General features: G+C 47.6%; 4 protein-coding genes and 1 pseudogene. 2 read left to right on the forward strand and 3 right to left on the reverse strand.

What is annotated here, in order from left to right; all coding sequences use genetic code 11:
• Both AC0L66_RS19575 and AC0L66_RS19580 read left to right on the forward strand, forming a co-directional pair.
• Positions 1-1,912, forward strand: a pseudogene (locus AC0L66_RS19575) (bifunctional diguanylate cyclase/phosphodiesterase).
• Positions 1,913-1,927: 15 nt separating this feature from the next.
• Positions 1,928-4,042 carry a type I secretion system permease/ATPase gene (locus tag AC0L66_RS19580; protein WP_473570487.1) on the forward strand — a complete coding sequence of 705 codons (2,115 nt, stop codon included), beginning with the start codon at positions 1,928-1,930 and terminating at the stop codon, positions 4,040-4,042.
• A 116-nt stretch (positions 4,043-4,158) separates the two neighbouring features.
• On the opposite strand, the gene AC0L66_RS19585 is transcribed toward AC0L66_RS19580, so the two are convergent.
• Genes AC0L66_RS19585 through AC0L66_RS19595 form a run of 3 tightly spaced genes read right to left on the reverse strand, consistent with a single transcriptional unit; the run spans position 4,159 to position 16,649 of the window.
• Positions 4,159-9,489, reverse strand: a complete 5,331-nt coding sequence (locus AC0L66_RS19585; RefSeq protein ID WP_473570489.1) for a Calx-beta domain-containing protein — start codon at positions 9,487-9,489, stop codon at positions 4,159-4,161.
• The gene (locus AC0L66_RS19590) at positions 9,476-10,438 is read right to left on the reverse strand and encodes a hypothetical protein (RefSeq protein ID WP_473570491.1); all 963 of its coding nucleotides are present in this window, start codon (positions 10,436-10,438) and stop codon (positions 9,476-9,478) included. The genes AC0L66_RS19585 and AC0L66_RS19590 overlap by 14 nt, the downstream gene beginning before the upstream one ends.
• Positions 10,368-16,649, reverse strand: a complete 6,282-nt coding sequence (locus AC0L66_RS19595; RefSeq protein WP_473570492.1) for a tandem-95 repeat protein — start codon at positions 16,647-16,649, stop codon at positions 10,368-10,370. Before AC0L66_RS19595 ends, AC0L66_RS19590 begins: the two co-directional genes overlap by 71 nt.
• Positions 16,650-16,752: the final 103 nt, after the last annotated feature.

Genomic DNA, 16,752 nt, shown 5'->3' on the forward strand with positions numbered 1-16,752 from the left:
ATGACACTATACAGACAGCTAGTGGTTAGCATGATAGCGGTATTTATTCTGCTCTTAACGTCGGTGTTTATCATCGAGTTTAACACCACAAAAAACTTCCTTGAGCAGCAGCAACGTTCAGAGGTACACAATACTATCAATACCGTTGGTCTAGCACTTGCTCCGTATTTGAAATCGCAAGATACCGTTGCCGTCGAGTCCGTCATCAATGCTTTATTTGATGGCAGTACCTACTCGACCGTCCGTTTGGTCTTCCTAGAGAATGAACAGGAAATCGTTCGCAGCTATCCGATTCAGCCCAACGGTGTCCCTGAATGGTTCACTAACCTAGGGATCTTCAATCCCATCCACGACTCTAGAGTTGTCACCAGTGGCTGGCTGCAGCTCGCTGAGGTGGAAATAATCAGTCATCCTGGTAACGCCTACGCAGAGCTTTGGGGGGCGCTAAAACATCTCGTCATCGCTTTCATTGTTATTTTCATCTTCGGAATTGTGGCAATATCCTTCATTTTGCGACGAGCACTAACCCCTCTAAGAGCCATTGTTCAAAAGATGGAGCAGGTTGCCCACAAACAATTTGGAGCGCCTCTGAAGCGCCCTAACACCAAAGACCTTATCGCTGTGGTCGATGGTATTAACAGTATGTCATCGCACGTAGAAGAGTCATTTAAACAGCAAGCTAAAGAAGCGCAAAAGCTCCGAGAGCGCGCCTATATGGACCCGGTCTCACAGCTGGGTAACCGAGCGTTTTATATGGGTCAGCTTAACCAATGGCTATCTGAATCCTCTCTTGGTGGCGTCGCTATTCTTCATGCTGAATTCATTAAACGAACGTACAAATCTGCTTAGCTACGAAGCCGGAGATGGTCAAGTGAAAGAACTCGCCGACTTACTATCTCTGAGTATTAATATTCCCAACGCTGTGATCGCTCGGATATCCACGGATGAATTTGGTTTTGTCTTCCCCAATATTGATGAAAGTGAACTCAAATTAGTCGCCAGCAGCATAGTGAGTTGCGTGCAAGACCTCAACTCCGACCCGACTGGGCTGAGCAAAGCAAAATCGGCATTAGGGGTTGTGTTTAATGAGGAGCGTAAAAACTCAACGCAATTGCTGTCGGTGTTAGACAATGCGTTGACGAAAGCCAAAGCGGACCCGGCGTTAGATTATGGCTATGTCACCACAGAAACGACTGGCGCGATTCTTGGTAAGCAGCAATGGCGCAATATGGTTGAAGAAGCGATTAGTAATGATTGGGTCACCTTCCGTTTTCAGGCTGCGAATAGCAGCTGGGGCGAGACCTATCACCGAGAAGTCTTCTCTGCGATTGAAAAAGACGGTGAGCGTTTTACCGCTAATCAATATCTGCTTGCCCTTGAACAGCTTAATGCTAGCCACATTTTTGATGAACACGTTATTGTTTCGGTAATCGATAAGCTAGAGAAACAAGAGATGCCGGATCCTATCGCCATCAATATCGCGCCAACCAGTATTGCCGAGCCTAGCTTTATACGCTGGATATCTCAAACGCTGGCCAAGCATCGTAGCATTAATGACAAGCTTCATTTTGAGATCCCAGAGACGTGTTTCATCAATAACCCTCACCATACGGCCTTGTTCTGTAATGCTCTACGCAATGAAGGCGCTAAATTTGGGGTTGATAACTATGGCCGAAATTTCCATTCATTAGAATACATTAGTGAGTTTAGACCTGATTACGTCAAACTCGATTATCTCTATACACATCAATTGGATGATGAGAAACAGAAATTCACACTCACGTCAATTTCTCGAACCGCACACAATTTAGGTATAAAAACTATCGCCTCTCGAGTGGAAACGCAAACTCAGTTAGATTTCCTATCTGAACATTTTGTGGATGTATTCCAAGGCTTTATCGTCGATAAATAACAAGGTGCCGATAGCATGAAAGACCCAATACTGAATTCGCTGATCTACATCAGCCGATACTATGGGCTTGCCAACTCTCCCGAAGCGCTGGTGAATGGCTTACCACTGTCAGAAGGTAAATTAACGCCATTCCTACTCCCTAGAGCCGCCGAGCGGGCTGGGCTAGTCGCGAAAGAAAATCGTTCAACACTCGACGGTATTCCGTCCATTGTTTTTCCCGTCATTTTATTGCTAAAAGGCGGTGATGCTTGTGTCTTGAACAGCATTGATTCTGAGAACAACGAAGCAGAAGTGATCACTCTCGAATCAGGATTAGTCCCCATATCGGTTCCCCTAGACGATCTGATTGAACAGTTTATTGGTCGATACTTTCTGGTAAAAAAGCAGTTTCGCTACGACGAACGCTCACCAGAAGTACTTAAAACCCGTGAAGGGCACTGGTTCTGGGGCACGATATGGGAATCAAAACACATCTACCGCGATGTCTTAATGGCATCGCTAGTCATCAATATATTCGCCGTTGCCGCCCCGCTTTTTACCCGCTTGGTTTATGACAAAGTGGTTCCCAACCTTGCATTTGAAACCTTGTGGGTACTCGCAGCCGGGATTTTTATCGTCTTTGGTTTTGATCTTGTCCTCAAATTAATGCGAAGCTATTTTATTGATGTAGCAGGAAAAAAGTCCGATATTCTTATTTCATCGAAGCTCTTTAGTAAGGTGATGGGGATTCGAATGGAGTCGCGACCGCCATCTGTTGGTGCTTTTGCTCGTCATCTACAAGAGTTTGAATCCATCCGAGAATTCTTTACCTCAGCCACCATCGCTTCACTGATTGATCTGCCCTTTGCGCTGCTGTTTTTAGTGCTCATTTGGTTAATGGCTGGTAACTTAGTGATTATTCCCATTATTGGCGTCGTCATTTTAATTATTTATTCGTTACTTATTCAAGCACCGCTACGACGAGCTATTGAAGAGGGCTCGCGCCTTGCTTCACAAAAATACGCCAACCTTATCGAAAGCTTAGCAGGCTTAGAGACAGTTAAAATCTTCGGTGCTCAAAGCCAGTATCAATACCGCTGGGAAGAAGCCGTCGCGCATATGGCGAACTGGAATATTAAGAGCAAACGTATTACCGATGGCATCCAAAATACCGCAGGATTTGTCCAACAATCGAGCAACGTCGGCATGGTGATTCTTGGTGTCTATCTTATTTCAGATGGCAATCTCACTATGGGGGGGCTTATCGCCGCAACCATGCTGAGTAGCCGCGCTATTGGTCCTTTGGTTCAGCTCTCATTGCTTTCGACTCGCTACAATCAGGCTAAATCGTCAATGACGATTATCGAGCAAGTCATGGCAATGCCTGATGAACAAGAGGAAGGTAAACGCTATATCCACCGCCCAATTATTCATGGAAAAATCGAACTGGATCGCGTGACATTCCACTACCCAGATTCACCTATGGCGTCTATCCGAGATTTAAGTCTAACGATAGAGCCGGGAGAAAAAGTGGCGATCATTGGTCGTATTGGTTCAGGTAAAACCACCCTAGAACGGCTCATTATGGGGCTTTACCAACCCACAGAAGGCCACGTTCGAATTGATGACACAGACATTGCACAGCTTCACCATGTTGACGTGAGACGCAACATTGGCTGTGTTCCTCAGGACTGTAACTTATTCTTTGGGTCTATCCGTGACAATATTACCCTAGGCCGCCCTCTGGTCGACGACAGAGACGTTATGGATGCGGCAAACCGAGCTGGTGTGACCGTATTCACCCAGCAAGATCCTGCAGGCTTAGAGCGACAAGTTGGCGAAGGGGGGTTATTGCTGTCTGGAGGACAACGACAAGCGGTCGCTATTTCACGTGCGTTCCTTGCTCGCCCCCCTATTTTGATCATGGATGAACCCACTAGTGCAATGGATAACCGCTCTGAATTGCACATTAAAACGCAGCTCAAGCAACTCAAACCAACAGAAACACTGGTGCTCATTACCCATAAAACCTCAATGCTTGATGTCGTTGACCGGGTGATTGTTATGGAAAAAGGCGCCATTATTGCTGATGGGCCGAAAGCGCAAGTTCTCAACGATTTAAGACAAGGTAAAGTGAAAGCCGTCAGTTAAAATAATCAACTCTGCATCGAGTAAATGGTATCCATAAAAAGCCGCAGTCAAACTGCGGCTTTTTATTACTTTTTACCAAATTAAATAAAGCGGTTATCGATACTCCCCGCTCGGCATTAACTATCATGGATAATCACAATATTACTCAAGATACTGTTATCTACCCCAGTCACACCCTCAAGCTCGATAGTGACCGTTTTCCCATTACCTTTATCAATATTAATTAAGGTATTACCATCCTCTTCCGTCACGGCGATGGTGTTATTATCAAGCAAGCTTTGCAGCGTATCGTCATCATCAAATAAGTCGACGAAGTCGATCACATCGCGATTGCCCGCTTCTTGCGAGAAGTCAGTAATCACGTCATGGCTGCCGTCCAAATCAGATTCTGTCCATTTGAACGTGTCATCACCTAAGCCGCCCGTTAGTACATCTGACCCCTGACCACCGATAATCAGATCATCACCATCAGTACCAGTAATCACGGTCACCCCATTACCGCCTTGCACTGCATAATCAACACTCTCTGCATCAAGGACATTACCGTTTGGAACAATATTGACATCAACCGTCGCCGTTTCAACGCTAGCTAACCCATCAGAATCAACCGCACTGTATTCGAATTGGTCCGCGACTTCGGCATCCACCACTTCAACAGACTGCAAAACAAATCCCGCTTTTTTGTCATTGCCATCAACGGCAACAATACGCATTTCATCAAAGCCTTGCTCCGAGGACACGGAAATCGTTGCTTGATGATCAACTATCGTATCATTGTTCATCTGAACGGGAGTGTTGCTGACTAGATCGCCTCCAGCGTAGAGGTAGACAAATATATTCGACTGCCCTCCTCCATTTGCACTAGCACTGAATTGTCCCGTAAGACTACCAACACCCACCAAGGCTCGAGTCATTAAGCCTGCGGTAAACTTAATAGACATGTACTCTTTTTCCTGAGCTTCCGTCTCTTTCCCTTGGCCATTTTCATCAGCTCGCTTGGTATAGTAACCTCGTTGCTTAGCAGCGCCAGCACCATCAAATGCGATACTTTCAAGTTCACTATTCACATGAGGTTGTGAACCACCATAAGTGCCACCACTAATGGCTAGTCCTTGCTCAAGAAGCGCGGTCAAGTCTGACTCATACTCTGCCGTAGTCGCATCAAAACCCACATCTATGTCGTAATACACATCGACGCTATCTTCTACCAAGTCACCACTATCTAGGTCGAAGCGGTCTCCCGAACCACTCAAGAAATACAGCTGCCCAAATTCGGGTTCACCTTCAATCTTCACGAAGGTTTGCTTAACGTCGCTGGCATCATCTTCAAGATCTGTTACCCATTCTGAAAAGTTAAGTGGAATCGTGTCGTCTTCAGCAAAAAACTCGAAGTCTGTCACTGATGGTTCAGTATTAGGAACCACATTCGGGTTCGGCACGACAGTCAAATTAATGACCTCCGACACCGTTTGATCCGTTGTGGGATGAGTGCTGTCATTCTCTGAGGACGTTGCTTCAATAGTAATAGGATACACACCAACATCATCAACTAAAACCTGTAGAGCCTCCAAGTTTTGCCATTGGGAGACATCGGCTTCAAGTGACACTCCTACCTCGAGTGTTTGAATGCCATTGGTCACAATAGAACCTTCTGGTAACCCTTTTAATACCAAACTTAATGACTCTGAACCATCCACATCAATTAAAGAAGCCGCGATGTCGCTGATATCAATATAGCTATCTTCATACCCATAGTTATTTCGAGTACTCAGGGAAATATTGTCTAACAACGCCCCGTAACTATCGACCTGCTCAGATTCAAACAATAGGCGATAATTGCCACTTTCTGGAGTCTGAAAGACAATGCTTTCCGAGTTCCACGCTCTATCAACGCTATCGTCGAATTCATACAATTCACTGCGAACGTCTTGATCATCGACCAAGAAGACTTTCACTGGTGAGCCATTGACTTGTCTTGCCGCGATATCGAAAGTTAAATGATAAAATGCGCCAGCTTTACCTTCAAAATCAGTAAATAACGAGTCGTCAGTATTACGTCGCCCTTCAATTTCAAAAATGTGGTTGTCTTTGTCTTGTGACTGGTTGCCTAAATAAACCCCTTCTCGTCCAACCTCACTTACAGAACTTGAGTTTTCAGTTCCCCAAATATCGGTTGACCCATTCGCATTAAGTTCAGTATCAGAAACGTTTCCACGCCAAGAGCTGCCACCTAAGCTAACATTCTCAAAATCAATGGAAGCTAAGATGACTTCACCAGAAACACTCAATACTGGTAAATCCGTTACTGGCTTAACCGTCACCTCGACGGTCGTCTGTTCAACCAACAAATCGGCGGAATCAAGTGCGTCAACCTGCAAAGAAAAATCAACATCACTATGCAAACCTGGCTGAATAAACAATTGTGCCAACTGAAGCTCATTCAACATAACAGCATTATCAACGACCGTTAGTTCATTAATGCCATCATAAATCTTCGCCCCGTCAGGAATACCACTAATCTCGACTTTCGTCGCATCGCTGCCTGTTGGTAAGCTTATCGCTAGGGCGATTTTACTGTCTTCATTACCGATCGCAGGCGCGGCAACCACATCTAATACACTGACCATTTCAATCGTTGAAATAGCGGTATTAGACGGCAGGCTTTGCTCATCAAACGTCGTAATTTCTATCACCCGATTGGTAAGGTCTGGTATTTGACTGTCATTGGCAAACTGTATGAGTTTAAGTGCGGCTTCATAATCATCAGCGCTCGCATTGCCATACAGGGAGATTTTAATCGCGCCAGAGCCCAACGTTTCACTGGAGTAAGCAATACCGCTCAACAGTGGGTTGCTAGACGCAACCACACTAAAACTATCCCCTGAGTGAGGATTCGTTAGAATCACTTCAGCCAAAGAAATGATGTTATTTTCGTCAAAAACGTCGACATCATTATCGACCACACCAATCGCACTGTCCCCTTCAGTAAATACCGACGCAAAGCCAGTCCCTGCTTCGCTAGCATCAAGATCCAAGATTGGTGCTGCGTTATTAATACGCTCATCAGCAATCGTAACGACCGATTCTTCACTCTCAGCACCATCGGAATCTACCGCTTGATACGTAAAGCGATCATTCAAGGCCGTTTCTAAGTATCTTAACTCCCAATTACCCGGACCGTCGGTACCCACACTAACTCCGGTGATCAACAGCCCTTCTTCAATGTTCAGATCATCCACTGAAAAGCTCAATTCGTGAAATAACTCTTCATTACCTGATGTATCTTTTTGTACATCGGGGATATAGTCCACAGTAGAGCCGTCGCTGAGCATCACTTGGATCGTCACGGCTGATTCATTACTATCGCCAAGCCCGCTATAGAAATAGCCGCCCATACCATCTAACCCTAAATTGATATGTGTTGCAGGTCGGTCTGCAAAGCCGATAGAAAGCAACTCCCCCTGATTGATGCCCTGACCACCACCGATACCTATCCCATGACCCACATGGTTATCTTGCACGTCACCCCGGTATTGCGTAAGGTTACCGCGATTACTACTAATAGTCACCGCATCACCATTTTCTAACTCAAGAGATCTATTTTTGTTATCGACCTCATCACCCCAGTTATAAAATGTCTCTTGAGTACTCTCAAGATCACTGTCTGTCGGGATAACTCTAGTCCCTAGAATAAACCCTTGAGCATCTTCATTCGCTTGGTAAGTAATTTTCGTTGGGTCGAAATTATCACCGTTATCCACTTGAGTTTGAGTGATCTCCACGCCGTCGTAATAAAGCGACCCACCGATAGGAAGTTCGGTAATTTTGACGTTTACCTGCTCGCCATTAATATCGTCCTCAATATCTGAAATATGATCGCTGCCCGCCCCTTCAATTGAGCCCACACCCGTATCAAAACTCACACCTACCGGATCATTACCTGAAATGGTAAAGCTAAAGTCTTCAGACTCGGGAAGCGAGTTTACCGAGATAACATCAATCGTTGAAATCGCGACGTTAGAAGCTAAATCTTGATCATCAAACACGGTCACTTCAATCTCACGAGGCTCCGTATTTGGGTCTTCACTATCATTTTCAAATTCAAGTTGTTTGAGCGCCGCTTCATAAACATCCGCGTTCGCCTCACCACTAATAGTCAGTAATAACGCCCCACCTACTGTGCTAGTCGTTATGCTAAGCCCGGTTGGTAACACACCATTTAACGATAACGAATCATTGGGCTGCGGGTTTGTGAGTCTGATTTCGGCTTTGCTGATAACATCAATATCGTCAGTGATAACAATATCGCTATCAACGACCATAATGGGGGTATCTCCTTCGGTAAAGGTTGCGGTATACCCCGAGCCACCTTCACTGCCGTCTAAATCTAAAGTTGGTGCATTGTTATCGTTATCTCCACTCGGCACACCGCCAATTTCGCCATCGTCAGAAATCGTGGCATCAGCAGTAACGCCAACGACCCCATTGGTCGTCAGCCCTGCTGGCTCGGTGATTTTCAGTGTAAAGTCTTCATCCTGCTCATAGTGTTCATCATCCAAAATACCAACGTTTATATCGATACTTGTCACCCCTACTGGGATTTCAATCTCACCGTTCACAATGACAAGCGGTACATCAGCATTGCCGTTGTTATAAGTCGCTGTCGTAGTGCCGAAGTCATCGCTATTGGTATCCGTATCTAAACGCGAAAGCGCTATGGTTAACGGCACATCTGAGGCGTGGCTTAATTCCAGTTCAAAGCCGATGCTACCCGCATCTTCGCTGACCTCACCACCACCAGATAAAGACAATGAAATAGGGTCATTATCAAGGATACTGCCAGCCGCTGACTGACCATCAATGAGCAAGGTAAAGCTTTCATCGCCTTCGTAGCGATCATCATTAACCGTGGGTAATGAAACGGTAAATTCATCCACACCCTCAGGAACTTCAAGCTCTCCTGAGACTGCGTTGTAACTCACCCCGTTGCTAAACGTCATACTGGAAGGGTCAACATCGTTGATTGAGGCGGTATCACCACTGGTACCAAATTCAATATCAAAGAACGTTTTAACGTTGGTCGTGCCATCTAAAGTGACTAAGTAGGATAGATTTTCGCCTTCTATAACACTATCCGCATCAAGATTAAGTTCAACACTTCCAACACCAATCGGTGCTGGATTCACTAACACATTAACGGTCGCAGTATCAAAACCACCCTTATCATCCGTGATTTGATATTGGAACTCAGTCCGTCCAGAGAAATCTTCTGGTAGATCAAAGATAACGTTATCACCTTCAATCCGAGCATCCCCTTCGGTCTCACCAAAGACGTAAGTAATACGCACACTATCGCCTTCCACATCGCTGTCATTGGACAAGATTTCAGAAAGTGGGATGACGACAGGTTCGTCATGATCAAACACATAAGCGCTAAGCTCCGACAATTTGAATGCCTTGCAAAAAGTAATCTGAGGAGTCCGTTCCGCGAGCAGGCCCGCCAGTAAAATCAACCGATTCGAACACGAGAGTGTCAAACGCCGAACCATTGGTTTCAATATCGAAGCTGCCTTTATGACCAGAGTCATTATAAAAATGATCACTGGCAACCAATGTGCCTCCTAGGTATGCCGACCATTTGCCTTGTTCATGGCTGCCAGCCCCACCTTCATTAGCAAAAAGGTTGGTCACCGAGAAAGCCCCGTCGACAGCAGGCTCTTTAAGCGTAATAATCAGCTGCTCGGACGCTTCTTCATCTCGGTTATGTTGGATTTGAGATTCCGGACCCGCGTTCGTCGTTCCATCAGGAATACCGATTCGATCAGAACCATCAATGCTGTAGCTGACCGTTTCACCATCATACTTAGCAACGATGCTTTCAACGCCACTCCAGCCTTGATCACCACTGCCCATATCCCCTTGGATTAGGATATAACTCTCAGGATCATCCACCGCATCAGGATTCTGGTTACTTCTTTGATCGTCAATGGTCACTGTCGATTCTTCACTGTATGCACCATCAGAATCCAGCGCTCTATAATCAAACGAATCGTCTAAACTAGTTTCTAAATATCGCAACTCCCAATTACCATTACCTTCAGTGCCAACAGTAACAGCTTCAATCAATAAGCCTTCTGCTCCGGGGATATCCGCAATAGAAATACTCAAATCAAAGTCCAAATCCCCATTACCTGATGTGTTTTTCTGATATGGGTCAAGCTCAACAGTGGAACCATCACTCAAGGTAACCGAAATAAGAACGGAGGACTCATTGCTATTGTTTAAGTTTTCATTAAAAAAGCCACCTAATCCATCAAGACCAAGACTAATGGATGTTGCTAGGTCGATCTGAGAAATCAATGGTAATGGTTTCACCTTGATTAATGCCTTTGCCACCACCAACACCCAAACCGAAGCCAACATGATTCGCACCAGGATCACCACGGTATTGAGTTAAATCGCCCCCTGAACTGGTAATCGTAATAGTGTCATCACCTACCGTCAGCACTCGCTCTGCCGGAGTATTGCCTGGCTCACCCCAATTCAAGAAGTCACTTTGACTACTCTCTTCCTCTGCCAGCCCTTGCGGATCTTTAATCCCCAAAGTAAACCCTTGAGCGCTATCATCAGGAAGATATGAAATATTATTTGGATCAAACGGTGTCCCTTCCACCACCCCCTCAACATGAAGATCGGCCTCTACGATCTCTCGTACGCTAACCCCATCGTTGTAGAGTAAGGTTCCGCCGATCGGAAGTTCAGTGATCACAACAGACAGTGCTTTGCTGTCCGTCGTACTGCGATCATCTTCGTTATCAGAAATATGATCAGATCCTCCCCCTTCTATCGGCCCTTCTCCGGTATCGAAATAGACTGGGGTTGCAGCGCCGTTAGTCACGGTAATCGCGAAATCTTCAGATTCTGGATCGTCATTTAAACCATGAACGGTTATCGATACCGTTTGTGGCTCACTTAGGCTTCCTTCGTTATCAACCGCGTAGTATGTAAACTCGACCACTTCTGATTCACCGCTAGTAAGCGATTGGAAGTCTTCGCCCGGATCAAAGCTGTATGAGCCATCGGCGTTAAACGTCAGACTGCCTTTATCGGCAGGCACGTCGTCTTGCAGAGCGTATGAGGCGATGGTGCCGTCAATGTCTGACGCCTCAGGAACATTACGTGAAATGGACGTATCTTCGTCGGTTATTTCATCCGCAGGCAGCGCGACAGGCTTGTCATTGATGCCTGTCACCGTGATGGTGATGGTTTGTGGCGCGCTCGCTAAACCTTCATTATCCAACGCGATATAAGTAAAGGTGACGTCTTCAGAATCGCCATTGCTAAGGCCTTGGAAGTCTTCGCCCGGATCGAAACTGTATGAGCCATCGGCGTTAAACGTGAGGCTGCCTTTATCAGCAGGCACATCGCTTTGTAGGGCGTATGAGGCGATGGTGCCGTCAATGTCTGAGGCCTCAGGCACGTTGCGAGAGATGGAGGTGTCTTCGTCGGTCATTTCATCCGCAGGCAGCGCGACAGGCTTGTCGTTGATACCCGTCACCGTGATGGTGATGGTTTGTGGCTCGCTCGCTAAACCTTCATTATCCAACGCGATATAAGTAAAGGTGACGTCTTCGGTATCGCCATTGCTGAGGCTCTGGAAGTCTTCGCCCGGATCGAAACTGTATGAGCCATCCGAGTTAAACGTTAGGCTGCCTTTATCAGCAGGTACGTCGCTTTGTAGGGCGTAAGAGGCGATGGTGCCGTCAATGTCAGAGGCTTCAGGCACGTTGCGAGAGATGGACGTATCTTCGTCGGTTATTTCATCCGCAGGCAACGCCACAGGCTTGTCGTTGATACCCGTCACCGTGATGGTGATGGTTTGTGGCTCGCTCGCTAAACCTTCATTATCCAAGGCAATGTAGGTGAAGGTGACGTCTTCGGAATCGCCATTGCTCAAGCCTTGGAAGTCGTCGCCCGGATCGAAACTGTATGAGCCATCGGCGTTAAACGTTAGGCTACCTTTATCAGCAGGCACGTCGTTTTGCAGAGCGTAAGAGGCGATGGTGCCGTCAATGTCGGAGGCCTCAGGCACGTTGCGAGAGATGGAGGTGTCTTCGTCGGTCATTTCATCCGCAGGCAGCGCGACAGGCTTGTCGTTGATACCCGTCACCGTGATGGTGATGGTTTGTGGCTCGCTCGCTAAACCTTCATCATCCAAGGCAATGTAGGTGAACGTAACGTCTTCGGAGTCGCCATTGCTAAGGCTCTGGAAGTCTTCGCCCGGATCGAAACTGTATGAGCCATCGGCGTTAAACGTGAGGCTGCCTTTATCGGCAGGCACGTTGTTTTGCAGAGCGTAAGAGGCGATGGTGCCGTCAATGTCGGAGGCCTCAGGCACGTTGCGAGAGATGGAGGTGTCTTCGTCGGTCATTTCATCCGCAGGCAGCGCGACAGGCTTGTCGTTGATACCCGTCACCGTGATGGTGATGGTTTGTGGCTCGCTCGCTAAACCTTCATTATCCAACGCGATATAAGTAAAGGTGACGTCTTCGGTATCGCCATTGCTGAGGCTCTGGAAGTCTTCGCCCGGATCGAAACTGTATGAGCCATCCGAGTTAAACGTTAGGCTGCCTTTATCAGCAGGTACGTCGCTTTGTAGGGCGTAAGAGGCGATGGTGCCGTCAATGTCAGAGGCTTCAGGCACGTTGCGAGAGATGGACGTATCTTCGTCGGTTATTTCATCCGCAGGCAACGCCACAGGCTTGTCGTTGATACCCGTCACCGTGATGGTGATGGTTTGTGGCTCGCTCGCTAAACCTTCATTATCCAAGGCAATGTAGGTGAACGTGACGTCTTCGGACTCACCATTACTCAAACCTTGGAAGGCTTCGCCCGGATCGAAGCTGTACGAGCCATCGGCGTTAAACGTGAGGCTGCCTTTATCAGCAGGCACGTCGTCTTGCAGGGCGTAAGAGGCGATGGTGCCGTCAATATCGGAGGCCTCAGGGACATTACGTGAAATGGATGTATCTTCATCCGTCATTTCATCCGCAGGCAGCGCCACGGGCTTGTCGTTAATGCCCGTCACCGTGATGGTGATGGTTTGTGGTTCACTGGCCAACCCTTCATCATCCAAGGCAATGTAGGTGAACGTGACGTCTTCGGAATCACCGTTACTCAGGCCTTGGAAGTCTTCGCCCGGATCGAAACTGTATGAGCCATCGGCGTTAAACGTTAGGCTGCCTTTATCGGCAGGCACGTCGTCTTGCAGGGCGTATGAGGCGATGGTGCCGTCAATGTCGGAGGCCTCAGGGACATTACGTGAAATGGAGGTGTCTTCATCCGTCATTTCATCCGCAGGCAGCGCCACAGGCTTGTCGTTGATGCCTGTCACCGTGATGGTGATGGTTTGTGGCGCGCTCGCTAAACCTCCATTATCCAACGCGATATAAGTAAAGGTGACGTCTTCAGAATCGCCATTGCTGAGGCCTTGGAAGTCTTCGCCCGGATCGAAACTGTATGAGCCATCCGAGTTAAACGTCAGGCTGCCTTTATCAGCAGGCACGTCGCTTTGTAGGGCGTATGAGGCGATGATGCCGTCAATGTCTGACGCCTCAGGGACATTTCTATTAATTGACGTATCTTCGTCGGTCATTTCATCCGCAGGCAACGCCACAGGCTTATCATTAATTCCCGTCACCGTGATGGTGATGGTTTGTGGCGCGCTCGCTAAACCTTCATCATCCAAGGCAATGTAGGTGAAGGTGACGTCTTCGGAATCACCGTTACTCAGGCCTTGGAAGTCTTCACCCGGATCAAAACTGTACGAGCCATCGGCGTTAAACGTTAGGCTACCTTTATCGGCAGGCACATCGTTTTGCAGCGCGTATGAGGCGATGGTGCCGTCAATATCGGAGGCCTCAGGGACATTACGTGAAATGGACGTATCTTCGTCGGTTATTTCATCCGCTGGCAACGCCACAGGCTTGTCATTAATTCCCGTCACCGTGATGGTGATGGTTTGTGGCTCACTGGCCAACCCTTCATCATCCAAGGCAATGTAGGTAAAGGTGACGTCTTCGGAATCGCCATTGCTGAGGCCTTGGAAGTCTTCGCCCGGATCGAAACTGTATGAGCCATCGGCGTTAAACGTCAGGCTGCCTTTATCAGCAGGCACGTCGTCTTGCAGGGCGTATGAGGCGATGGTGCCGTCAATGTCGGAGGCTTCAGGGACATTACGTGAAATGGATGTATCTTCATCCGTCATTTCATCCGCTGGCAACGCCACAGGCTTGTCGTTGATGCCTGTCACCGTAATAGTGATGGTTTGTGGCGCGCTCGCTAAACCTTCATCATCCAACGCGATATAAGTAAAGGTGACGTCTTCAGAATCGCCATTGCTCAAGCCTTGGAAATCTTCGCCCGGATCGAAACTGTATGATCCATCCGAGTTAAACGTCAGGCTGCCTTTATCAGCAGGCACGTCGTCTTGCAGGGCGTATGAGGCGATGGTGCCGTCAATGTCTGACGCCTCAGGGACATTACGTGAAATGGATGTATCTTCATCCGTCATTTCATCCGCAGGCAGCGCCACAGGCTTATCATTAATTCCCGTCACCGTGATGGTGATGGTTTGTGGCGCGCTCGCTAAACCTTCATTATCCAACGCGATATAAGTAAAGGTGACGTCTTCGGAATCGCCATTGCTGAGGCCTTGGAAATCTTCGCCCGGATCGAAACTGTATGATCCATCCGAGTTAAACGTCAGGCTGCCTTTATCAGCAGGCACGTCGTCTTGCAGGGCGTATGAGGCGATGGTGCCGTCAATGTCTGACGCCTCAGGGACATTACGTGAAATGGATGTATCTTCATCCGTCATTTCATCCGCAGGCAGCGCCACAGGCTTATCATTAATTCCCGTCACCGTGATGGTGATGGTTTGTGGCGCGCTCGCTAAACCTTCATCATCCAAGGCAATGTAGGTGAACGTGACGTCTTCGGAATCGCCATTGCTGAGGCCTTGGAAGTCTTCGCCCGGATCGAAACTGTATGAGCCATCGGCGTTAAACGTCAGGCTGCCTTTATCAGCAGGCACGTCGTCTTGTAGGGCGTAAGAGGCGATGGTGCCGTCAATGTCTGAGGCCTCAGGCACGCTGCGAGAGATGGACGTATCTTCATCCGTCATTTCATCCGCAGGCAACGCCACAGGCTTGTCGTTGATACCCGTCACCGTGATGGTGATGGTTTGTGGCTCGCTCGCTAAACCTTCATTATCCAACGCGATATAAGTAAAGGTGACGTCTTCGGAATCGCCATTGCTGAGGCCTTGGAAATCTTCGCCCGGATCGAAACTGTATGATCCATCCGAGTTAAACGTCAGGCTGCCTTTATCAGCAAGCACGTCGTCTTGCAGGGCGTATGAGGCGACGGTGCCGTCAATGTCTGACGCCTCAGGGACATTTCTATTAATTGACGTATCTTCGTCGGTCATTTCATCCGCAGGCAGCGCGACAGGCTTGTCATTGATGCCTGTCACCGTGATGGTGATGGTTTGTGGCTCGCTCGCTAAACCTTCATCATCCAAGGCAATGTAGGTGAACGTGACGTCTTCGGAATCGCCATTGCTCAAGCCTTGGAAGTCTTCGCCCGGATCGAAACTGTATGAGCCATCCGAGTTAAACGTTAGGCTGCCTTTATCGGCAGGCACGTCGTCTTGCAGGGCGTAAGAGGCAATGGTGCCATCCACATCAGTGGCGTCAGGCAGAGTGGCAGACAATACCGAGTCTTCATCCGTTTCAACATCATCATCAAAAGCTACTGGCGCATCATTGACTTCATTGATAGTGATTTCAACATCGGCAGACTGGAGCGAATTAGGCGCATCACGACCGTCATCAACGCTATAACCTAGGCTCCCTGCCTCTTCGCCTTCGTTGTAATCTAACGGGGCATCATATTGCAGGTTAGCGAGTTCATTTAACGTTAGCTCATCGCCAACAGACACCTTAGAACCATCCCCTAACGTAACGGTTCCCAAAGCAGGAATGTTAGTAATCCGGATAGTAAGCACATCGTTATTAGCATCGGTTGGTAACGTGATCGCTAGAAGATTATCTTGAGATTCTTCATCAAAGGTTCGAGAGTTGTTGAATACCACAGGAGCAGAATTAGCTAAGAATTGGAGCAGAGTGAGCGATTGTGTATTAGATAAGCCCTGTGCTTCTAGCCCCGACGTATCAAACTGAGTTTGAGCAATAGTTTGCGTGTCATCGCGGATAATATTCCCCGATAAGGTAGGACTAGAACTGCTCGCTTCACCTGCCGCAGGGGCTTGTTCTTCAGATTGAGTAGGGTCGGCACCCTCCTCAACTTGAGCAATTATCTGTTCGACATCCAGATCAGCAACATCAATTTCTTGTGCTGTGTTGTCTTCAGAAACAAATTGGACACTAAGATCATCACCAATTTCAGCGTTATCTAAGACATCGATAATCACATCCCCGGGACGTGGCGTGGCACCGTCTGGTAACAAAGCTAATTTACCAGCGCTGTCGAGTACTAACGTACCTGACACTTGCACTAACCCAATAAGAGACAATACACTCATGATTCACTCCTTGTATTGCTCCTTTGCTCACAGAAGCAATATCGTATTTCTACCTAGTCAGCTCTAGTTATAATAATTGTTTGAAATAAAAATAAAGCGACGC

The organism is Vibrio sp. GJ43-1 (assembly GCF_055808835.1).

What these genes read in the sequence shown, in the direction of transcription:
- AC0L66_RS19595 (WP_473570492.1), bottom strand. Translation starts at nt 16,649, where the DNA reads ATGAGTGTATTGTCTCTTATTGGGTTAGTGCAAGTGTCAGGTACGTTA.
- AC0L66_RS19580 (WP_473570487.1), top strand. Translation starts at nt 1,928, where the DNA reads ATGAAAGACCCAATACTGAATTCGCTGATCTACATCAGCCGATACTAT.